The 20,684-nt window shown below is 67.9% G+C and carries 17 protein-coding genes; 6 read left to right on the forward strand and 11 right to left on the reverse strand.

Annotation, left to right across the window (positions count from 1 at the left end; genetic code table 11):
- Positions 1–152: 152 nt before the first annotated feature.
- The gene (gene pgm, locus ASF51_RS02725; protein WP_055924820.1) at positions 153–1,799 is read left to right on the forward strand and encodes a phosphoglucomutase (alpha-D-glucose-1,6-bisphosphate-dependent); all 1,647 of its coding nucleotides are present in this window, start codon (positions 153–155) and stop codon (positions 1,797–1,799) included.
- 394 nt (positions 1,800–2,193) lie between these two features.
- Here the strand turns inward: pgm and ASF51_RS02730 are convergent, their stop codons facing one another.
- The 3 genes from ASF51_RS02730 to ASF51_RS02740 form a co-directional block, all read right to left on the reverse strand.
- On the reverse strand, positions 2,194–3,003 hold the full coding sequence (locus tag ASF51_RS02730; protein ID WP_055924823.1) for an amidase domain-containing protein: 810 nt from the start codon (positions 3,001–3,003) through the stop codon (positions 2,194–2,196).
- A gap of 199 nt (positions 3,004–3,202) precedes the next feature.
- Complete coding sequence (locus ASF51_RS02735; RefSeq protein WP_055924826.1) at positions 3,203–4,582, reverse strand: MFS transporter; 1,380 nt, start codon at positions 4,580–4,582, stop codon at positions 3,203–3,205.
- A complete protein-coding gene (locus ASF51_RS02740) occupies positions 4,575–5,495 on the reverse strand; it encodes a D-alanyl-D-alanine carboxypeptidase family protein (RefSeq protein WP_157411979.1) in 921 nt (306 codons plus the stop codon). Before ASF51_RS02740 ends, ASF51_RS02735 begins: the two co-directional genes overlap by 8 nt.
- 160 nt (positions 5,496–5,655) lie before the next feature.
- Here ASF51_RS02740 and ASF51_RS02745 point away from each other — a divergent pair, with 160 nt between their 5' ends.
- The gene (locus tag ASF51_RS02745) at positions 5,656–7,524 is read left to right on the forward strand and encodes an MDR family MFS transporter (RefSeq protein ID WP_082479493.1); all 1,869 of its coding nucleotides are present in this window, start codon (positions 5,656–5,658) and stop codon (positions 7,522–7,524) included.
- 125 nt (positions 7,525–7,649) lie between these two features.
- A complete protein-coding gene (locus tag ASF51_RS02750; protein WP_055924835.1) occupies positions 7,650–9,077 on the forward strand; it encodes a glycoside hydrolase family 1 protein in 1,428 nt (475 codons plus the stop codon).
- 113 nt (positions 9,078–9,190) lie between these two features.
- Here ASF51_RS02750 and ASF51_RS02755 read toward each other — a convergent pair whose 3' ends face one another.
- Entirely contained in the window at positions 9,191–9,649 is a 459-nt protein-coding gene (locus tag ASF51_RS02755) for a VOC family protein (protein ID WP_055924838.1), read from the reverse strand.
- Positions 9,650–9,742: 93 nt separating this feature from the next.
- Here ASF51_RS02755 and ASF51_RS02760 point away from each other — a divergent pair, with 93 nt between their 5' ends.
- On the forward strand, positions 9,743–10,792 hold the full coding sequence (locus tag ASF51_RS02760) for a LacI family DNA-binding transcriptional regulator (protein WP_055924843.1): 1,050 nt from the start codon (positions 9,743–9,745) through the stop codon (positions 10,790–10,792).
- Between the two features lie 528 nt (positions 10,793–11,320).
- Here the strand turns inward: ASF51_RS02760 and ASF51_RS02765 are convergent.
- Positions 11,321–11,977: a TetR/AcrR family transcriptional regulator gene (locus ASF51_RS02765; RefSeq protein ID WP_055924845.1), complete on the reverse strand. Its 657-nt coding sequence runs from the start codon at positions 11,975–11,977 to the stop codon at positions 11,321–11,323.
- A gap of 136 nt (positions 11,978–12,113) precedes the next feature.
- On the opposite strand from ASF51_RS02765, the gene ASF51_RS02770 reads away from it, so the two are divergent.
- Positions 12,114–13,652 carry an MFS transporter gene (locus ASF51_RS02770; protein ID WP_082479494.1) on the forward strand — a complete coding sequence of 513 codons (1,539 nt, stop codon included), beginning with the start codon at positions 12,114–12,116 and terminating at the stop codon, positions 13,650–13,652.
- A gap of 103 nt (positions 13,653–13,755) precedes the next feature.
- Here the strand turns inward: ASF51_RS02770 and ASF51_RS02775 are convergent, their stop codons facing one another.
- Positions 13,756–14,634 (reverse strand): site-specific DNA-methyltransferase, encoded by an 879-nt coding sequence (locus ASF51_RS02775; RefSeq protein WP_055924848.1) that lies wholly within the window; start codon positions 14,632–14,634, stop codon positions 13,756–13,758.
- 43 nt (positions 14,635–14,677) lie between these two features.
- On the opposite strand from ASF51_RS02775, the gene ASF51_RS02780 reads away from it, so the two are divergent.
- On the forward strand, positions 14,678–14,962 hold the full coding sequence (locus ASF51_RS02780) for a GNAT family N-acetyltransferase (protein WP_055924851.1): 285 nt from the start codon (positions 14,678–14,680) through the stop codon (positions 14,960–14,962).
- A 21-nt stretch (positions 14,963–14,983) separates the two neighbouring features.
- Here ASF51_RS02780 and ASF51_RS02785 read toward each other — a convergent pair whose 3' ends face one another.
- The 5 genes from ASF51_RS02785 to ASF51_RS02805 form a co-directional block, all read right to left on the reverse strand.
- Positions 14,984–16,033 (reverse strand): biotin/lipoate A/B protein ligase family protein, encoded by a 1,050-nt coding sequence (locus ASF51_RS02785; RefSeq protein ID WP_055924854.1) that lies wholly within the window; start codon positions 16,031–16,033, stop codon positions 14,984–14,986.
- Positions 16,034–16,056: 23 nt separating this feature from the next.
- A complete protein-coding gene (locus ASF51_RS02790) occupies positions 16,057–16,902 on the reverse strand; it encodes an alpha/beta hydrolase (protein ID WP_055924856.1) in 846 nt (281 codons plus the stop codon).
- Between the two features lie 125 nt (positions 16,903–17,027).
- The gene (locus tag ASF51_RS02795; RefSeq protein WP_055924859.1) at positions 17,028–17,873 is read right to left on the reverse strand and encodes a transglutaminase family protein; all 846 of its coding nucleotides are present in this window, start codon (positions 17,871–17,873) and stop codon (positions 17,028–17,030) included.
- Positions 17,870–18,802 carry an alpha-E domain-containing protein gene (locus tag ASF51_RS02800; RefSeq protein WP_055924862.1) on the reverse strand — a complete coding sequence of 311 codons (933 nt, stop codon included), beginning with the start codon at positions 18,800–18,802 and terminating at the stop codon, positions 17,870–17,872. Before ASF51_RS02800 ends, ASF51_RS02795 begins: the two co-directional genes overlap by 4 nt.
- Positions 18,796–20,646: a circularly permuted type 2 ATP-grasp protein gene (locus ASF51_RS02805; protein WP_235497110.1), complete on the reverse strand. Its 1,851-nt coding sequence runs from the start codon at positions 20,644–20,646 to the stop codon at positions 18,796–18,798. Before ASF51_RS02805 ends, ASF51_RS02800 begins: the two co-directional genes overlap by 7 nt.
- Positions 20,647–20,684: the final 38 nt, after the last annotated feature.

A 20,684-nucleotide genomic window follows, 5' to 3' on the forward strand; every position in this document is an offset into this window, starting at 1 on the left:
GAGGAGATCTGAGCTCTGCCCAGGCGATGACGAGAGACATGCCCGACACGAGCCGGGCCGGCCGCGGCCTCGCCCCATGGCGCCCCGACGAATCACGGAACGGGAGACGCAAGGTCTGCCAAGCCGGCGCATCCGGTGCCAGACTGTGAGGCATGGAAAACCGCGCCGGCACCGTTGCCCTCCCTGAAGATCTGGTCGATGTCGAGGCGCTCGTTCGCGCCTACTACGACCTGAAGCCCGATGTCTCCATCGCCGACCAGAAGGTCGTGTTCGGCACGAGCGGCCATCGCGGCTCGTCGCTGAACACCGCCTTCAACGAAGACCACATCGCCGCGACCACGCAGGCGATCGTCGAGTATCGCGCGAGCCAGGGCATCACCGGTCCCCTCTTCATCGGCATCGACACGCACGCGCTCAGCCGCCCCGCCCAGACCACGGCCCTCGAGGTGCTCGTCGGCAACGAGGTGCGCGTTCTCGTCGACGAGTTCGACAGCTTCACCCCGACGCCCGCCGTGAGCCACGCGATCATCAAGTACAACGTGGCCCTTCGACAGGCTCAGGGAACGACCGAAAACAACGAAGGGCAGGCCGACGGCATCGTCGTGACGCCCAGCCACAACCCGCCGGCGGATGGCGGCTTCAAGTACAACCCGCCCCACGGAGGCCCCGCCGACAGCGACGCCACCGGCTGGATCGCGAACCGCGCCAACGAGCTTCTCGCCGACGGCCTGCGCGGCGTCAAGCGCGCAGAGCCCAGCGCGGTAGAGACCTACGACTTCATGAACAACTACGTCGACGACCTCGGCACCATCATCGACATGGAAGCCATCAAGAAGTCCGGCATCCGCATCGGCGCCGATCCCCTGGGCGGCGCGAGCGTCAACTACTGGCAGGCCATCCGCGAGCGCTACGGAATCGACCTCACCGTGGTGAACCCCGAGGTCGACCCGCAGTGGGGCTTCATGACCCTCGACTGGGACGGCAAGATCCGCATGGACCCGTCGTCGCCCAGCGCCATGGCATCGGTACTCGCCCACCAGCACGACTACGACATCCTCACGGGCAACGACGCCGACGCCGACCGGCACGGCATCGTGACACCGGATGGCGGCCTGATGAACCCCAACCACTACCTGGCCGTCGCCATCCAGTACCTGTACGCGAACCGCGCCGACTGGAAGCCCGACGCCGCGATCGGCAAGACCCTCGTGTCGTCGAGCATGATCGACCGGGTCGCCACCGAGCTCGGCCGCACACTGCTCGAGGTTCCCGTGGGGTTCAAGTGGTTCGTTCCCGGGCTGGTCGACGGAACCGTCGCATTCGGCGGCGAGGAGAGCGCCGGAGCGAGCTTCCTGCGCTTCGACGGCACCGTCTGGACGACCGATAAAGACGGCATCATCCTGTGCCTGCTCGCGGCGGAGATCCTCGCCGTGACCGGCAAGACGCCCAGCGTGCTCTACGCCGAGCTCACAGAGAAGTTCGGCTCGCCCGCCTACGAGCGAGTGGATGCCGCCGCCACGAAGGCGCAGAAGGCCCGGCTCGGCAAACTCGACGGCGACGCGATCACCGCCACGGAGGTCGCGGGCGAGCAGATCGTCGCGAAGCTCAGCCACGCTCCCGGAAACGGTGCGGCCATCGGCGGGGTCAAGGTCGTGACCGAGAACGCCTGGTTCGCGGCGCGCCCCAGCGGCACCGAAGACGTCTACAAGATCTACGCGGAGAGCTTCCTCGGCGAGGATCACCTGCGGAAGGTTCAGAAAGAGGCGAAGGCGATCGTCGACGAGGCCCTCGCGGAGTAGCCCCGCCGTTCCCTGAGCCTGTCGAACGGCCTCCGTCGTTCCCTGAGCCTGTCGAAGGGGACCTCGACAGGCAGATTCCTTCGTCGTCGTTGCTCGACCGGTGCTGTTCGGTGGCGCCGTCAAGCCCATTCGGCGCGATGGGATGGGCGCGACGGCGCCACACGAATGCGACTCGTCGATTGCGTGGCGCCGTCAAGCCCACCCGGCGCGATGGGATGGGCGCGACGGCGCTACGCGACGCGGCAGCTCGCGGAAGTGACCTCGAGTCGCGGGCTCCTTCGTCACGCCGCTACCCCTTCGACAGGCTCAGGGAACGGAAGGGACCCCTTCGACAGGCTCAGGGAACGAGAACAGGCTCAAGGAACGAGAACAGGCTCAGCGCGCCGGCGCGACCCTACGCGATGCTGTAGAACCAGGCGGTCGCGCCCGGGTTCTCGACCGTGATGGCCTGGTCGAGGTCACGGTACTGCGCGTCGATGGTGTGTCCGGCCATGCTGATCGCCCCGGTCGCGGGATCGACCTTCGAGACGAGCATCGTGTGGTCGACGCCGTTCTCCCCCGCCGGATCCCAGTCGAACATCACGACGTCTCCGACCTTGACCTGGCTGCGCTGGTCGAGCGACAGACGCGTGGCCCGGTCGGTCTGGGATGCGAAGTACGCGTCCATCGCGGGGCCGCGCGCCCAGCTGTCGCTGAAGTCGCCGGTGGTGTTCCACTCGCTGTACCACTCCTCCGTCTCCACCCATCCACGAGCGATGAGGGTCTGGTTCACGAAGTTGCCGCAGTCGTTGTCGGGGAAGATGCCCCACACCTCGTCGTTGTAGTCCTGCCAGTGGGCGAACGCGTACTGCATCTGCGCATCGACCCCGGTGAGGACCTGATAGTCGTAATTCGCGGCGCTGGCGATGACCTCGTTGTCTTCGCTCAGGGCGGTCACGCTCACGGCGCCCACCGCATAGTCGACCGCAGCGGGGGCGACGACCTGCAGCTGATTGTCGGCCGCCGCCGTGATCGACGTGGCGGAGACTCCTCCGAAGACCACGCTCGACACATCCGACAGTCCTTCGCCGGTGAGCGTGATCGTCTCGCCGCCCAGAAGCGAACCGGATGCCGGGGAGATCGTGTCGATGCGCGTCACGTCTTCTGCTTTGACCTGCTCCGCCCCCTCGGTCTTGGGCTCTTCGACGGCCGCGCAGCCGGTCATGGCGAGGGCGGCGACGAAGAGGGATGCGACGAACGAGCGGGTGGTACGGGTACGGCGAGAGATGGTTTCCTCCGGAGAAACTCGAGGCGCACGAAGAGGAAAGACGAGCGCCTGACTAGGGTTGTTTCCATCCCAACACATCTTTATGTGTGCCTCATATGGGTGACGTCAGGAATTGGCCTGTGCTACGTCCGACCCCTCAGATGCGCGGCGAACGCTCCGAGACACGTGCGCTCACCAGCAGGGCCAGGATGCCGACCACCAGCGAGAACGCGAAGGTCGCCACGAACGACGGCTGGCTCCCCGGACTGCCGGCGACCGAGAACGCGACGGCTCCGAGCGCCAGCGCGATGGCGGCTCCACCCGAGTCGGCGATGGCGAGGGCCGAGGAATTGAACCCCTGCTCGGCCGGCGCCGAGTAGTCGAAGGTGAGCACCGTGATGCGCGGATAGGCGAAGCCCATTCCCGCTCCCCCGACGAACCAGCCCCCGATGATGATCCACGCGGGCAGGTCGAGAGCGGTCACGAGCAGCACGATCGCGATCGCGATCGTCGCGCCGACAATGCCGATGCGGATGGCGGTGCGGTGCGTGACCCGGTCGCCGAGGCGCCCCTGGACCACCGACGACGAACCCCAGGCCACTCCCGAGAAGCTGAGCGCGAGCCCGGCGAGCGCCGCCGTGAGGCCGAACCGCTCGGTGAGAACGTAGGGCAGGTAGACCTCGGCACCCATGAACGCGCCCGAGAGAAGACCCCGCACCGCGATCACGCTCGGGAGTCCTCGTCTGAGGCGCAGGCTGGCCGCGGGCAGCAGCGGCCGGAGGGCCACGAGCGCGACGACCAGGCCGCCGACGGCCAGCAGCCAGCGGCCCACGCCATCCAGATCGGCGGCGATGTTCAGGCCCAGGATGGCGACGGCCAGCAGAACGGCCCACAGGGCCCGCGCGGCGCTGCTGCGACCGTCTGGCTCGAGCCGGTCGTGCGGCGCCATGCTGCGCATGGCCGGAAGCACCATCGCCATGGCAGGAACGACCAGCACGACGACGCCGAGGAACACCCAGCGCCAGCCGAGGTACTGGCCCACCACCCCGGCGATGAACGGTCCCACGAGCGCGGGAACGACCCAGGCCGCCGCGAAGGCGCCGAAGATCTTGGGCTGCAGGCTGGGAGGGTAGATCTTGGCGACGATCACGTAGAGGGCCACGGTGAGCGCTCCGCCGCCGAGTCCCTGCACCAGCCGGCCGGCGACGAAGAGCGGCATCGATACGGACGTTCCCGCGATCACCAGACCGACCGCGAACAGGGCGACGGATGCGTAGAGCGCCTTCACGGGGCCCCGCCGGTCCGACCAGTCGCCGGCCAGCACCATGCCGATCACGCCCGACGCGAGCGGGCCCGCGAAGGCCAGGGCGTAGAGGGCCAGCCCATCCAGATCGCGCGCGATCGCGGGCATGATCGTGGTGACGGCGAGCTGCTCGAAGGCGGCGATCACGATGAGCGCGCACGCGCCGATGCTCACCAGGCGGTACGGCCGGTCGAGGATGCTCTGGGATCGCGCGGCGGCCTCTGGCCTACTCAAGGTAGCCGGGGGCGGCGGGCAGGCCGAAGAACTCTTCGAGTGTCGTGACGCCCTCGTTGTGCATCTGCGTCGCGAGGTCGACGCCGATGTAGCGGAAGTGCCACGGCTCGTACTCGTAGCCCGTGACCGCGGTCTTGTCTGCCGGATAGCTCAGCAGGTAGCCGAAGCGGTAGGCGTTGGCGGCCAGCCACAGGCCCGCGGTCGTCTCGCCGAAGCAGGGGCCGTCGAGGGAGCATCCACTGCCCGTGGCGAGGATGTCGATGGCCATGCCCGTCTGGTGCTCGCTGTAGCCGGGGCGGGCGCTGGTGAGGTCTGCCCCGGCCACGCCGAGCTGGGCGACGTAGCGGTTGTAGACGATCTCCTGGATGTCGTAGGCGCGGTAGCCGCTCTGGGCCACGAGCTGCTGGCCGATCTCGGCGGTCGCGGCGTCGGCCATGGAGGCGAGCGCGTCGGCGGCCTCCTGGCGCAGGGGGTAGCCGTAGGGGTTCGGGATGTCGGCGCGCAGGTCGACCAGGTCGGGCGGGATGTAGGTGGACGCGTTGGGAATCGGGCGCGTCTTGTTGACGACGAACCAGATGCTTGTGGGGTCGTCGATCGAGCGGGCCGACTTGTCGAAGCCGGCGGGCGCCGGCGCCGGGGCGGGCTCCTGCGGGGTCGCCGCGGCCGCGGTGAAGACGGGCGCCGGGATGAGCGTGGGCATGGTCAACGAGGAGCTCGCGTCGCCCGCGGCAGAGATCGCGTCTGCAGCGACGGACGCATCGGCGTCGTTCCGCTGGGTCGTCGCGGACCACACCGCCGCCTCGCCTGCGATCACGAGCACGATGGCGACGAACCCGGCGATGAGCACACGGTTCTTGGAGCGGCGAGAGGGTTCGCGGCGCCGCAGTTCTCGGCGCGGTCTCAACTCGTTCACCACCCCACCCTACGGGGCAAGCCCGCGTTTGCCTGAGACCGCCGATCGCGTGGTTGAGAAGCGCATTCACGGGGTGTAAATTTGCAGTCCGCGCAAGTTTGTCGACGCTCTGTTCGCGCTCTCCCCTTCTTTCCTTTCACCTCTTCGCTCAGGACTCCTCATGCCACGCACGAATGGCGCCGCCTCAGGCCGCGCAAAAAGCACCAGCGCGGACCGCGCACGGGCCGCCGCCGAGTCGGGCGGAGTGCTCTCGCCCCGCCAGATCAAATTCATCATCTTCGGACTGATGGCCGGCATGTTCCTGGCCGCTCTCGACCAGTCGATCGTCGGAACCTCGATGCGCACGATCGGCGACGACCTCAAGGGCCAGGACCAGCAGGCCTGGGTCACCACGGCCTACCTCGTGGTCTCGACCATCGCGACACCGATCTACGGCAAGCTCAGCGACATCTTCGGTCGCCGCCCCCTCTACATCATCGCCATCTCGATCTTCATCCTCGGATCGCTGCTGGCCGGCATCTCGACGTCGATGCTCGAGCTCGCGGGCTTCCGCGCCATTCAGGGTCTGGGCGCCGGCGGGCTCATGTCGCTCGCCCTCACCGTGATGGGCGACATCCTCGCGCCTCGCGAACGTGCCAAGTACCAGGGGTACTTCCTCGCCGTCTTCGGCGTCTCGAGTGTGCTGGGCCCGCTGCTCGGCGGCCTGATCTCCGGCACCAACGAGATCTTCTTCATCACGGGATGGCGCTGGATCTTCCTGCTCAACCTTCCCGTTGCCGCCATCGCCATGGTGCTCGTGGTCAGCTTCCTGCACATTCCGCACACGCGCCGCGACACCCGCATCGACTGGTGGGGTGCCGCGTTCATCGTCATGGGAATCGCACCGCTGCTGCTCGTGGCCGAGAACGGCCGTGACTGGGGCTGGGGATCCGTCGGGGCGTTCGCCTGCTACATCATCGGCGCCGTCGGCATCGTGGCGTTCATCCTCGTCGAGCGCCGCATGGGCAGCAACGCGCTGATTCCGCTGTCGCTGTTCCGCTCCTCCACCTTCTCGATGGCGAGCGTCATCGGCACCCTCGTCGGCTTCGGCATGTTCGGCGGCATGCTCACCCTGCCGCTCTACCTGCAGATCGTGAACGGCGCCACGCCCACCGAGTCCGGCCTCCTGATGATTCCGATGGTCGTCGGCCTGATGATCGCCTCCATCGTTTCTGGTCAGGTGATCGCCCGCACGGGCAAGTACAAGATCTTCCCCATCGTCGGCACGTTCCTCATGTCGGCCGCGTTCTTCTACCTGACGTTCGCCACGGCGACCAGCGGCGTCATCTTCATCATGGGCGGCATGCTGATGCTCGGACTGGGTCTCGGCCAGCTGATGCAGACGCTGACCATCGCCAGCCAGAACTCGGTCGGCCCGCGCGACATCGGCGTGGCCACGAGCGCGGCCACGTTCTTCCGCCAGATCGGTGGAACGCTGGGCACGGCCGTGATCTTCTCGGTCGTCTTCTCCCGCGCTCCCGGCGCGATCAAGACGGCCTTCGGCGATCCGGATGTCGTGGCCGGCATCACCGCGGCGAGCCAGGACCCGAAGGTGGTCGCGGATCAGGCGAACGTCGACGTGCTCACGCAGATCCAGCTGGCGCAGTCCGGCCAGCCCAACACGCTCGGCGAGGCACTGAACGGCGACACGTCGTTCCTGAACCTGATCGATCCCCGCCTGGCCCGTCCGTTCCTCGACGGCTTCTCGAGCGCCATGGTGACCGGCTTCTACATCAGCCTCGGCGTCGTGCTCCTGGCGTTCCTGCTGAGCTGGTTCCTCAAGGCGACTCCCCTGCGCCAGAAGTCGGCACTGCAGGAGGCCTCGGACGATGCGGCCGCTCTGGCGGCGTCGAAGAACTCCTCCGACGCCGAGCGCGAGGATGCGGCTGCTCTAGAGATGCAGCTCGAGGCATCCCGCGCCGCCGGCCAGGCCGGAGCGATGATCGAGCCCACGACTGGAAGCGTGCCCGCGCAGAAGCCGCGGGAGTAGCTCGGAGCCCTGCGCATATGCATCGACCGCTCCGACAGGTTTGACACCCGTCGGAGCGGTCGCCTACCGTTGTGAGATTGCGGAGAGAGCGCTCTCTCCGACGCTACAGAGGAGCACTCCACACCATGTCGCTCGACGCACCCACGTTCTCGTCCTTCCCTCCCGGCTTCATCTGGGGCTCGGCCACGGCCGCCGCCCAGATCGAGGGTGCGGCGCACGAGGGCGGCAAGGAGGACTCCGTGTGGGATGCGTTCGCGCGCGTTCCCCACGCGATCATCAACGGCGACACCCCCGAGGTCGCCGTCGACCACTACCACCGCTTCGAGCACGACGTGGCGATCATGAAGGAACTGGGGCTCGACTCCTACCGCTTCTCGACCAGCTGGTCGCGCATCAAGCCCGGAGACCGCGAGTTCAACCGCACCGGGCTCGACTTCTACTCGCGCCTCGTCGACGAGCTGCTCGGCGCGGGCATCCTGCCCTGGCTCACCCTCTACCACTGGGATCTGCCCCAGGCGGTCGAGGAGCAGGGCGGCTGGGCCAACCGCGACACGGCCTACCGCTTCCGCGACTACGCCGAGGGCGTCTACGCGGTCCTCGGCGATCGGGTGGAGCACTGGACCACGTTCAACGAACCGTTCTGCTCTGCCCTGCTCGGATACGGCGCCGGCGTGCACGCACCCGGCCGTCGCGAGCCGCTGGCCGCCATCCAGGCCGTGCATCACCACCACCTGGCCCACGGCCTCGCGGTGAATCGCCTGCGCGAACTCGGCGCCCAGAACCTCGGCGTCACCTTCAACCTGACGAACGCGATCCCCGCCGACGCGGCCGATCCCGTCGACGTCGATGCGGCCCGCCGCCTCGACGGCATGATGAACCGCATCTTCCTCGACCCCGTGCTGCGCGGGGCCTACCCCGCCGATGTCACCGACGACCTTGCGGCCGCCGGCATCCCGTTGTCGGAGATCGTGCGCGACGGCGACCTCGAGATCATCTCGGCACCCATCGACTTCCTCGGCATCAACCACTACCACGACGACGTCGTGAGCGGTCATCCGCTGGGCGAGGGCGCCATCGACCCGCACCTCGTCGACACCGGGCGCCCCCTGAGCTCGCCGTTCGTGGGCTCCGAGTTCCTGACGTTCCCGAGCCGCGGCCTGCCGCGCACGGCCATGGACTGGGAGGTGAACCCCGACGGACTGCGCCACCTTCTCGTGCGCCTCGGCCACGAGTACCCGAACCTGCCGCCGCTGTTCATGACCGAGAACGGCGCGGCCTACGACGACGTCGTGTCTTCTGACGGTGAAGTGCACGACCCGGAACGGGCCGCGTTCATCCTGGCGCACGTGTCCGCCGTGGCGGAGGCGATCGCCGAGGGCGCGGATGTTCGTGGGTACTTCGTGTGGTCGCTGCTCGACAACTTCGAGTGGGCCTGGGGCTACGACAAGCGCTTCGGCATCGTGCGCGTCGACTACGACACGCAGGAGCGCACGATCAAGGACTCCGGACGCGCGTTCGCGGCCGTGTTCGCGGGCCGACCCGCCGCCGAATAGCGGCGCCGCGCATCCGGCCGCGCCTGTTGCCGTTCGCGACGCCTGTTGCCGGGCGCCGGGTAACAGACGTCGCTCCGGGCAACAGACGCGACCGCGGGTCAGGTGGCGGCGGGTCAGGTGTTCGTGCCGAAGTCCGGGTTCGACTCGCGGGTCTCTAGCGAGTCGAGTTCCTGGAAGATCGTGAGCTGCAGGCCGGCCGGCGCATCGAGGCGCGAGTTGACCGAGCGCCACGGCGTCTCGCGCGGCTCGGCGATCAATTCGGCACCGGCCGTCACGAGATCGGCGGTGACCGACGGTGAGTCGTCGACCTCGAAGGCGATCCGGATGCGCGCGCTCGGCTTTCCCTCGGCCTCGACACGGTCGATCATGCGCACCTGCGCGGGGTTGGAGATCTCGAGGGTCGCGATGCCGGCGTTGAGGATCATGACCTTCGCATCGCCCTCCCCCTCGTAGGCGGCCTGCTCGCTGAGGCCGAGCGCATCGCGATAGAACGCGACGGCGGCGTCGTAGTCTTCGGCCTCGACCACGAGGCGCAGCTGGCGAACGGAGGTGGGCGGAATCGATTCGGTCATACAGTGAGCCTACGAGCGCATCTCGGCTCGCCTGCGCTGAGGCCGAAGTTCGCGCTTCTAGAATGGGACCCTCTCATCAGAAGGGCTCCGTCAATGACGATCGACCAGTCAGAGCAGGCGACCACCCCGCAGGCGCCCACGCTCGAGATGGTCGCGCACGTCGCCGGAGTGTCACGCGCCACGGTGTCGCGAGTCGTCAACGGCTCGACCGCGGTCACCCCGCAGGTGACCGCCCTGGTGAACGCCGCCATCGAGAAGCTCAACTACGTGCCCAACCGTGCTGCCCGTTCGCTCGCCAGTCGGCGCACGAACGTGATCGCGCTCATCGTTCCCGAACAGACGTCGACCGTCTTCAGCGACCCCTTCTTCGCGTCCGTCATCCAGGGCGTCGCCGTCTACCTCAACGACACCGATTACACGCTCAATCTGCTCATCGCGTCGGAATCCTCGAGCGACAAGACCCGGCGATATCTACTCGGCGGAAACGTCGACGGAGCGCTCGTCGTATCGCACCACTCCGGCGACCACTCCTACACGCGCCTCGGCCAGAAGCTGCCGATCGTCTTCGGAGGCCGACCCCTGACTCCTGAACTCGACGACAGCTACTTCGTCGACGTCGACAACGTGGCCGCCGCGCGCTCTGCGACAGGGCACCTCATCAGCCTCGGCCGCACCCGCATCGCCACCGTGGCCGGCCCCCAGGACATGCCGCCCGGCGTCGACCGGTTGCGCGGCTGGCGCGAGGCCATGGATGCCGCAGGGCTCGCCGACGACCTCGTCGAGATCGGCGGCTTCTCGCCCGCGTCGGGGGCGGATGCGATCGGTCGGCTGCTCGACCGCGACGCGTCGATCGACGCGGTCTTCTTCGCGAACGACCAGATGGCGGCGGGGGCCTACCCGGTGCTGCGCGAACGGGGACGGGCGATTCCCGGCGACATCGCCGTGGCGGGGTTCGACGACGATCCGCTCGGCACCGCGCTGAGCCCGACGCTCACCACCGTGCACCAGCCCTCGTCGGAACTCGGTGCGGGCATGGCCGCCGCCCTCGTGCGGCTGATCGCGGGCGACACGCTCGAGCACGAACAGATCATGTCGACCACGCTGGTGATCCGAGAGTCGTCGGGAGGCGAGCCGACCGCGTAGGCCGCCCTTTCCACTGCGCTGATCGAGTAGGCCGGCCACGGCCGTATCGAGATCGACTCGCGAATGGTCTCCTAATAAACGTGACCCCACCATGCGCTGATCGAGTGGCCGCGCGAGGAACGATCCGGTGTTATCGAAATCCTTCCCACGGTGGCGTCGATACGGCAGCTTCGTGGCCTACTCGACAGCTCAACGGGCGGAGATGAGCGCATCCGAGCCGAATACTGCGTTGGTGTGGCGTATCTCCGCCCGTTCGCCAGGTTGGGCGGAGATGTCGAGCTACCGGCCGCCTCTGCGTCCCGGTAGGCAGCAATATCCGGCCGAGGGGTCACCTGACGTGACCCACCCACTGCGCCGGTCGTGTGACGCACTGAAGTGCGGAAAGTGGCCGCCTCGCCGACGGTCGACGCGGCACCAGCGCAGAACAGCGCCCCCCCACCACCGAGAGGCGAAGCGGCTTAACCGCTCGATACGCCGGCTCCTTCGTCGCGCGACTACTCGACCGGCTCAGGGTGCAGAGGCGCGCGACTACTCGGCCGGCGCGGAGGGCGCGGGGGCTGTCGGGCCGAGGCCCACGGCGGGCAGGATGATGCCGTCGATGATGGTGATCAGGAACTCGCGGTCGACGGGCTTGCGCAGGATCAGCGATCGATACGCCACCATCGACGGCGAGATCAGCGAGATGAGCTGGATGTCGGTGTCGGACGAGATCTCGCCGCGCTCGATAGCCCGGTTCAGCAGCATGCGGTTGATGCGGGCACGCGGTTCGACAATGGCCTCGTTGGCCGCGTCGGCGAGTTCGGGCGCCGACGAGAGCATCGACGCGAGGCCGGCCATCACCTTGAGCTTGCGCTCGGCGTCGTGAATCGACGGGGGTCGGATCATAGCGACGAGATCGCCGCGCAGGGTGCCGGTGTCGGGAATCGCAAGCGAGTCGAGGTCGCCCTTCTTCATGCATGCCACCGCATCGAGCACGAGCTCGTTCTTCGAGGTCCACCTGCGGTAGACCGTGGCCTTGCCCGCGCCGGCGCGGGAGGCGACCATGTCGATCGTCATACCGTCGAAGCCGGTCTCGGCGAGAACCTCGACCGCGGCATCCAGAATCTGCTGGTCTTTGGCAGGGTCTCGCCTGCGGCCGAGTTTGGGGGCGTCACTACTCGTGTGAACGTCGTCGAGCTGCGTCATTGCGCTCGTCTCCTTCTGTTGTCCGCGATGTGCTGCTGCACCTACTCTAGCAATTAGGGAACTGTTAAGAATCGGAACTGGATAAATTCGGAACTGCGGCTATCCGGAACTCTGGAGTTTCGTATATGCTGGCCCCATGACTCAGACCTCTCTCTCGCCCTCGAGCGTCGCCGACGCTGCGAAGGTCTCTTCACGCCGCTGGCTGACGCTCACCGTCGTCGCCCTCGCCCAGCTCATGGTCGTTCTCGACTCGACCGTCGTCAACATCGCCCTCCCCGCCGCCCAGGCCGACCTCGGCTTCAGCGACGGCGACCGCCAGTGGGTCGTCACGGCCTACTCCCTCGCCTTCGGAAGCCTGCTGCTGCTCGGTGGGCGCGTCTCCGACCTCATCGGCCGCAAGCGCACCTTCATCATCGGCCTCATCGGATTCGCCGTCGCCTCGGCCCTCGGAGGAGCCGCCGAGAGCTTCGGAACCCTCGTCGCGGCCCGCGCGCTGCAGGGTGTGTTCGGCGCGTTGCTCGCCCCCACCGCCCTCGCGGTGCTCACCACCACTTTCACCATTCCGAAGGAGCGCGCCCGCGCGTTCGGAATCTTCGGCGCGATCGCCGGCGCCGGTGGAGCCGTCGGCCTGCTGCTCGGCGGGTTCCTCACGGAGCGCTTCGACTGGCGCTGGAACCTCTACATCAACGTCTTCATCGCCATCATCGGCGTGATCGGCGCGGCCGTCTACCTCTCGGAGTCGAAGCGCACGGGCCCCCGCCCGAAGCTCGACATCCCGGGCACCGTGCTCATCTCGGGCGGCCTCTTCGGCCTGGTCTACGGCTTCGCGAACGCCGAGACCGACGGCTGGGATTCCCCCCTCACCTGGGGCATGCTCGCCGGTGCAGCCGTGTTGCTGGTCGCCTTCGTCCTCTGGCAGCGGAGGGCGGCACACCCCCTGCTTCCGCTGAAGATCGTGCTCGACCGCAACCGCGGAGCGGCCTACGCCTCGGTGCTCATCGCGGGCGCCGGCATGTTCGGCATCTTCCTCTTCGTCACCTATTACCTGCAGGCCTCGTTGGGCTTCTCCCCCATCCAGACCGGCCTGTCGTTCCTGCCGATGATCGCGATGCTCGTTCTGGCCGCCCAGCTCGGCACGAACCTCTTCGTTCCGCGCTTCGGCCCGAAGATCATGGTGCCCGCCGGAATGATCATCGCCACGATCGCGATGGTCATGCTCACGCGGCTCGACCTCGACAGCAGCTACGCGGCCAACGTCCTGCCGGCGCTCATGATCATGGGCTTCGGCATGGGCACGATCATGCCCGCCTCGATGCAGACCGCCACCCTCGGCGTCGACCGCGAGTTCGCGGGCGTCGCGTCGGCGATGGTCAACACGAGCCAGCAGGTCGGAGGCTCGATCGGTGTGGCCCTGATGAACACGCTCGCCGCCACCGCGGCCGCCGACTACCTGGCGTCGAACGCCCCGGTCACCGCCGAGGTCGCCGCGAACGCCGCCATCGCCAGCTACGCCACCGCCTACTGGTGGGGTGCCGGCTTCTTCGCCTTCGGCGCCGTGGTCTCAGCCCTGCTGTTCCGCCGCCGTGGCCAGGGCCTGTCGCTGAGCCATGGGGCGGCACCCGCCGGGGCCGGCGCATCCGACTCGGCAGACGCCGTGCCGATGCCCGTGCACTAGCCCCGCCCGCACCACCGTCGTTCGCGCCCGCTCGGCGCATCCGCTGCCCTTGGACCGGTGGCGGATGCGCCGGCCGGGCGCAGACGTTTATACGCGCGGCGGCCTACGACGCCGACGCCACCACCACAGGCACGTCGGGCAGGCGGTCGCGCATCACCTGGATGGCCTCGGGGTTCTGGTCGACCAGCACGAACCGGCGCCCCAGGGCCTGGGCGACGGCGCCGGTCGTGCCGCTCCCGGCGAAGAAGTCGAGAACCCAGTCGCCCTCACGGCTCGATGCCTGCACTATGCGCCGCAGGATGCCCTCGGGCTTCTGGGTGGGATAGCCCGTCTTCTCGCGGCCGGTCGGCGACACGATCGTGTGCCACCACACATCGGTGGGCAGTTTGCCGCGGGCGACCTTCTCGGCCGTGACCAGCCCCGGAGCCATGTACGGCTCGCGGTCGACGGTCGACGAGTCGAAGTAGTAGCGCGCCGGGTCTTTCACGTAGACGAGGATCGTGTCGTGCTTGGCGGGCCACCGACTCTTCGACTTGGCCCCGTAGTCGTAGGCCCAGATGATCTCGTTGAGAAAGCTCTCCCGGCCGAATAGCGCGTCGAGCAGCACTTTCGCGTAGTGCGCCTCGCGGTAGTCGAGGTGGAGATAAAGAGTTCCGTCAGGAGCGAGCAGCCGCCAGGCCTCGAGAAGTCGCGGCTCGATGAACTCCCAGTAGTTCTCGAACGCGTCGTCGTAGGCGAGCAGATCGCCTTTGATGCGTTCGTAGCTGCGGCCCTTGAACCCCGTGATCGACCCGACCCCCGCTGCGGTGCGGACCGACGTCGTGGACTGCCTCTTCTGCACCCGGCCCGTGTTGAATGGCGGGTCGAGGTAGATCAGCGTGAAGGTCTCGTCGGGCAGGCTCGCCAGAACGGGGAGATTGTCGCCCTGGATGACCCGGCTGACGCCCGAGACGGACGCCGGATCGATCGCATGGTCGGGCATCCTGCAATTGTGGCAGGTCTGGAGTGGGCGTATCGTTCGTTGAATGCAGAGCCGCGAAGTGCGCCACGAGCCCGATGCCAGCCGCTACACCCTCTGGGTTGACGATGAACAGGTCGGACTCGCCGACTACGAACTGCGGGGCGACGCCATCGCGATCACCCACACCGAGATCGATCCGAGCAAGCAGCACGGCGGGCTCGGCAGCGTTCTCGTGCAGGGCGTGCTCGACCAGATCGCCGAGGGAACGCAGCGCGTGATTCCGGCCTGCCCCTTCGTGGCGACCTACATCGACAACCACGAGGAATACCGGCCGCTCACGACCCGGTGAGCTGTTCGTCGACCGCTCTGCCTAGGGAACGCGGGCGATCCACTCCGGCGTGCTGAACTTGGTGCGCACCAGCTCTTCGGCCTTGGCGTACTCGTCGTCGGTGATGTCGCCGGGGGTCGCCCCGTAGAGGCCGGTGAAGGTGGCGATCATCTTGTCGATGATCTCGGCCCGCGACAGACCCGTCTGGCTGCGCAGGGGGTCGACGCGCTTCGCTGCCGACTTGGTGCCCTTGTCGCTCATCTTCTCGCGGCCGATGCGCAGCACCTGCACCATCTTCTCGCCATCCATGTCGTAGCTCATGGTGACGTGGTGAACGACGGCGCCGTTGCCGAGTCTCTTCTGGGCCGCTCCGCCGATCTTGCCCGTGGGGCTCGTGATGTCGTTCAGCGGCGCGTAGTGCGCGTCGATGCCGAGCGACTTCAGGGCGATGATGACCCACTCGTCGAGGAAGGCGTAGGAATCGGCGAAGGTCATCCCCGAGACGAGGGCGGCGGGAACGTAGATCGAATAGGTGATGACCGACCCGGCCTCCATGAACATCGCGCCACCGCCCGAGATGCGTCGGACCACATCGAATCCGTACTTCGCCGCGTTCTCGAGGTCGACCTCGTTCTTCAGCGACTGGAAGCTGCCGATCACAACTGCCGGCGACTCCCACTCCCAGATGCGCATCGTGGGCTGTCGACGCCCCTCGCCCACCTCGACCGCGAGCACCTCGTCGAGAGCCATCTGCTCGACCGGCGGAACGGCCTTCGAGTGGATGACCTGCCAGTCGTAGTCGCGCCATCCGGTGGCCTTCGCGAGCGAGCGGCGCACGGCGACCGCCACGGCCTCGGGGCTGAAGCCGAGCAGCTGCGCCCCCTCGGGCAGCGCCGCCTTGACGGCGGCCGCGATCGTGGCCGCATCGCTCTCGACCGGCAGGCCCTCGACAGCCGCGTTGATCAGCGGGAGAGCGTCGTCGGGCTCGAGGAAGAAGTCACCCGCCAGTCGGAAGTTCGCGATGCGACCATCGACCTGGTCGAGGTCGACGACCACGAGTTTGCCGCCGGGAACCTTGTACTCACCATGCATGCAGCCAGCCTACGCCGCGCTGATCACTGCGCCGTATGGTGCTCGAGCCAGTCGACGAGGCGGTCGGCCACGTCGGCACGGTTCGTCTCGTTGAAGACCTCGTGCCGGGCATCCGGAAACACCACGACCTCGACGTCGGCGAGCTTCGAGCGCTGCGTATAGGCCTTGGCCAGCCGGCGCATGCTGGCGGTTCCGCCCAGGATGTCGTCGGAGCCTCCCATGATCAGCACCGGCAGATCGCGCCGGATGCGACGAGAGGGCACGCCGAACAGTCGCAGCCCGTCGCGCACGCCGAGCTCCTTCAGCGCCTTCGCCTCGAACATGTACGCGTCGTCGGCGGCCTTCTGCTGCATGGCCACGTCGCGACTCAGCCATTCGAACCCCGTGCCCCGGCCACGGGCCGGGCGGTGACGCCGCGTCAGGTCGCCGCCATCCATCGACCCCGGCATCCGCAATGCCGTGCCCGTGAGCACGACGCCGTCGAACACCGTCGACCGGCTGTTGACGACCCGCTGCAGCAGCAGCGACCCGAGGCTGTGGCCGAGGGCCACGAGGGGAACGCCGGGCACCTCGTCGCGCAGCAGCCGGGTGAAGCGCAGGATGTCGGACTCGGCCGTGCGCACGCCGTCGGGGCCCATGCGATGGCCGGGTTGCGTCTCTCCGCCGGGCAGCCGCGCCGTCTCGCCGTGGCCGCGCAGGTCGTGCGCGTAGACGGCGTATCCGGATGCGTTCAGCCGGCCGGCGAGTTCGGCGTACCGCCCCGAGTGCTCGCCGAGGCCGTGCACGATCTGCACGATGCCGCGCGGGTTCTCGATGGGCCAGGCGGAGTAGTGGATCGCGACGCCGTGGTCGCTGAGAAACTGGGGCACGTGCCCATTGTGTCGCCGTTCCCTGAGCTTGTCGAAGGGAACCCGTGTCGCCGTTCCCTGAGCTTGTCGAAGGGAAGGCGCCCTTCGACGGGCTCAGGGAACGACCGGCTCAGGGAACGACGCGCTCAGCTCTCGCGGGTGATCTCCACGGTCACGAAGAGGCTCGACCCGAAAGGTCCGGCGTAGACGCCGCGCAGCGGGGCAACATCGTTGTAGTCGCGGCCGCGGCCCACCGTCACGTGGCGGTCTCCGATGTCGATCGAGTTCGTGGGATCGAAGCCGCGCCAGTCGCCGCAGTACCACTCGACCCAGGCGTGCGACTCCCCCGCGACCGTCTCGCCGATCTCGGCGTTCGGCTTCGGGTGCAGGTAGCCCGAGACGTAGCGTGCGGGGATTCCGACCGAGCGCAGCGCACCGAGCGCGATGTGCGCGATGTCCTGGCAGACGCCGCGCTTGTCTGCCCAGGAGTCCTTGGCCGTGGAGTGCACGTGGGTGACACCCTGCACGTACTGCATCTGGTCGCCGATCGCCGAGCAGATCTCGAGGGCGGCCTCGCACGGGCTGTCGTAGCGCGATGCGATCTCGTTGGCGAGCTCGACGATGTCGTCGGCCGGGTCGGTCAGGCGGGTCTGCTTCGAATGCTCGACGTACGAGGTGGCCTTGGCGGCCGCGTCGGCGAGCGACTCCCAGCCGACCTTGTGCGGCTGGTGCGCACGCGGACGCACCTCGACGAGGCTGTTCGCCGTGAGTGACAGCTCCTTGTGCGGGGTCAGCACCTCGAAGCTCGAGACCCGGGTGCCCCAGTAGTCGAGGTAGTTGTGGTTGCTCGACACGGGCGCGATCTCGAGGTTGGAGTACAGCACGAACTGGTCGGAGCTCGACACGGGCAGCATGCGCGCCTCGTTGTACGAGGCCGCCACCTCGCCCTCGTAGCGGTAACCGGTGACGTGCCGGATGCGAAGCCGGTTCATGTGTTCTCTCCCGTCCAGGAAGGGGCGGCGTTGGTGGGGAAGTAGCGCTGCCGGATCGCCTCGGATGCCGTCGATGTCGCATCCTGCACGCTGTCCATGTGCTTCGGCAGCTCGTGCAGGATGTCCATGATCGGGCGGTACTCGAGCTGGCTGCGGATCTGGCCGAGCAGTCGCTGCGCCCTGTCGGTGACGCCGACCCGGTCGTTGCGGGGTTCGATCGCGCGCAGCGACTCCTCCGCCCGCGAGACCGAGAAGATGATCGACCGCGGGAACAGCCGGTCGAGCAGCAAGAACTCGGCCGCGTTGCGCGCCGACGGCACGCCCCGGTAGGTGCGCAGATAGGTCTCGTAGGCGCCGCACGATCGCAGAATGGTCGTCCAGCTCGGGCCGGATGCCTCGGTGAGGCTTCTCGTCGCCAGCAGGCGAGCCGTCATGTCGGCCTGCTCGAGCGAACGACCGAGGTTGAAGAAGTGCCAGGCCTCGTCGCGGCTCGTGCCGGACTCGACGATGCCCACCGCGAGCGCCGCGCGTTCGCGCACCCAGCCGAAGAACTCGTGGGTCTTCTCGCCCGCGATCTTGCGCGGCATCTTCGCCCGGGTCGTGTTGAGGCACTCCCACAGCTCGGTCGACACGATCTCGCGCGCCCGACGGGCGTTCTCGCGGGCTGCTCCGAGCGAATAGGCGATGGATGCGGGATGCGTGCGGTCTACCGCGAGGGTCGCGAGCACGTCCTGTCGCGTGAGTTCACGCTCGGGTCCGGGGACCTCGCTGCCCATGAGGGCGAGGAGCGAGCGACAGGCGAGGTCCTCCTCGATCCACGGGTCTTCGAGCAGGAGCTGCAGGTGCACGTCGAGGATGCGGGCGGTGCCGTCGCTGCGCTCGATGTAGCGCCCGATCCAGAAGAGGCTCTCGGCGATGCGGCTCAGCATGCGTCTTCTCCTTCGCTCCGCTCGTCGAGCCTGGTTTCCTTCGACAGGCTCAGGGAACGGAGACTCCGTTCGTCGAGCCTGTCGAGACGGGCTCCCTTCGACAGGCTCAGGGAACGGAGACCCCGCTCGTCGAGCCTGTCGAGACGGGCTCCCTTCGACAGGCTCAGGGAACGGACGGTCGGCAAGGGCGGGTGCCCCGGGCTCCAGCGCGCCTGCTGCTGCTGTTGCTGCTGGTCGTTGTTGGGCTTGTCCTGAGGAGAGTGGTCGACCGCGTGCTTGCCCACGATCGGAATCGACTGCGTGTTCGCCGCCTGGTCGGCCACCAGGCCCTGGATGTTGCGGGCCGAGGACTCCTGGAAGAAATCGGGCTCGAGGCCGATGACCCACGTGTCCTTCGATCCGCCGCCCTGGCTCGAGTTCACGACGAGCTCGCCCTCGGGAAGCGCCACCCGCGTGAGCCCGCCGGGCAGAACCCAGATGTCGCTGCCGTCGTTGACGGCGAACGGCCGCAGGTCTGCGTGACGCGGCCGCATCCCGTCTTCGACCAGCGTGGGGATCGTCGAGAGCTGCACGACCGGCTGCGCGATCCAGCCACGCGGGTCTTCGAGCAGCCGCTTGCGCAGCGTCTCGAGCTCGGTTTTGGATGCCGCCGGCCCGACAACGAGGCCCTTGCCGCCCGATCCGTCGACGGGCTTCACGACGAGTTCGTCGAGGCGGTCGAGCACCTCCTCGAGCGAGGCCGGGTCTTCGAGGCGCCACGTGTCGACGTTGGGGATGATCGGCTTCTCGCCCAGGTAGTACTGGATGAGGTCGGGCAGGTAGGTGTAGACGAGCTTGTCGTCTGCCACACCGTTGCCGACCGCGTTGGCGATGGTCACGTTCCCGAGCCGCGCGGCCATCATGATGCCGGGCGAGCCCAGCTGGCTGTCGGCGCGGAACTGCAGCGGGTCGAGGTACTCGTCGTCGACCCGGCGATAGATCACGTCGACGCGCATCGGACCGGCCGTGGTGCGCATCCAGACCCTGCCGCCCGAGCAGAACAGGTCGCGGCCCTCGACGAGCTCGACGCCCATGAGTCGTGCCAGCAGCGTGTGCTCGAAGTAGGCGGAGTTGTAGACGCCGGGGGTGAGCACGACCACGTTCGGGTCGTCGACGCCGGCGGGCGCCGAGGCGCGCAGGGCCTGCAGCAGCTTGTTGGGGTAGTCGCCGACGGGGCGCACGCGCATGCTCACGAAGAGTTCGGGCAGCGTCTGCGCCATGACCCGGCGATTGGAGATGACGTAGCTGACGCCCGACGGAACACGAACGTTGTCTTCGAGCACCCGCCAGGCGCCCTTCTCATCGCGGATCAGGTCGATGCCCGACACCTGGATGCGCACGTTGTTGGCCGAGACGATGCCCGCAGCCTGGCGGTGGAAATGGCTCGACGAGCTGATCAGGCCGGCCGGGATGACTCCGTCGCGCACCGCGTGCTGGGGGCCGTAGATGTCGGCGAGAAAGGCCTCGAGAGCGCGCACGCGCTGCTTGATTCCGGCCTCGACGGTCACCCACTCCTTCTGCTCGATCACCCTCGGAACGGCGTCGAGGGGGAAGGGCCGCTCCTCGCCCGCGAAGTCGAACGTCACGCCCTGGGCGAGGTAGGAACTGGCCAGGGCGTCGGTGCGCCCGCGCAGTTCCTCCTGCGTCATGCGGGCCAGCGCCTGGTACACGTCTTTATAGGCGGCGCGCGCCTCGACGGGGGCCAGAGAGCTGGGTTCGGGGAACATCTCGTCCCAGGCACTCGCGGACCCTCGCGACGAACGGGGGGTGAGTGTGGCGCCGTAGCCGGCGAACAGGTCAACCATGACCCGAGCCTAGTGCGGCGTTGTTGCCGGGGTGTTTC

It is taken from the genome of Agreia sp. Leaf283, from assembly GCF_001422485.1.
GTDB lineage: Bacteria > Actinomycetota > Actinomycetes > Actinomycetales > Microbacteriaceae > Agreia.

Excerpts from the sequence above, each read along its gene's own strand:
- pgm (WP_055924820.1), top strand. The coding sequence starts at position 153 with ATGGAAAACCGCGCCGGCACCGTTGCCCTCCCTGAAGATCTGGTCGAT.
- ASF51_RS02730 (WP_055924823.1), bottom strand. The coding sequence starts at position 3,003 with ATGACCGGCTGCGCGGCCGTCGAAGAGCCCAAGACCGAGGGGGCGGAG.
- ASF51_RS02745 (WP_082479493.1), top strand. The coding sequence starts at position 5,656 with ATGCCACGCACGAATGGCGCCGCCTCAGGCCGCGCAAAAAGCACCAGC.
- ASF51_RS02750 (WP_055924835.1), top strand. The coding sequence starts at position 7,650 with ATGTCGCTCGACGCACCCACGTTCTCGTCCTTCCCTCCCGGCTTCATC.
- ASF51_RS02755 (WP_055924838.1), bottom strand. The coding sequence starts at position 9,649 with ATGACCGAATCGATTCCGCCCACCTCCGTTCGCCAGCTGCGCCTCGTG.
- ASF51_RS02760 (WP_055924843.1), top strand. The coding sequence starts at position 9,743 with ATGACGATCGACCAGTCAGAGCAGGCGACCACCCCGCAGGCGCCCACG.
- ASF51_RS02765 (WP_055924845.1), bottom strand. The coding sequence starts at position 11,977 with ATGACGCAGCTCGACGACGTTCACACGAGTAGTGACGCCCCCAAACTC.
- ASF51_RS02770 (WP_082479494.1), top strand. The coding sequence starts at position 12,114 with ATGACTCAGACCTCTCTCTCGCCCTCGAGCGTCGCCGACGCTGCGAAG.
- ASF51_RS02775 (WP_055924848.1), bottom strand. The coding sequence starts at position 14,634 with ATGCCCGACCATGCGATCGATCCGGCGTCCGTCTCGGGCGTCAGCCGG.
- ASF51_RS02780 (WP_055924851.1), top strand. The coding sequence starts at position 14,678 with ATGCAGAGCCGCGAAGTGCGCCACGAGCCCGATGCCAGCCGCTACACC.
- ASF51_RS02785 (WP_055924854.1), bottom strand. The coding sequence starts at position 16,033 with ATGCATGGTGAGTACAAGGTTCCCGGCGGCAAACTCGTGGTCGTCGAC.
- ASF51_RS02795 (WP_055924859.1), bottom strand. The coding sequence starts at position 17,873 with ATGAACCGGCTTCGCATCCGGCACGTCACCGGTTACCGCTACGAGGGC.
- ASF51_RS02800 (WP_055924862.1), bottom strand. The coding sequence starts at position 18,802 with ATGCTGAGCCGCATCGCCGAGAGCCTCTTCTGGATCGGGCGCTACATC.
- ASF51_RS02805 (WP_235497110.1), bottom strand. The coding sequence starts at position 20,646 with ATGGTTGACCTGTTCGCCGGCTACGGCGCCACACTCACCCCCCGTTCG.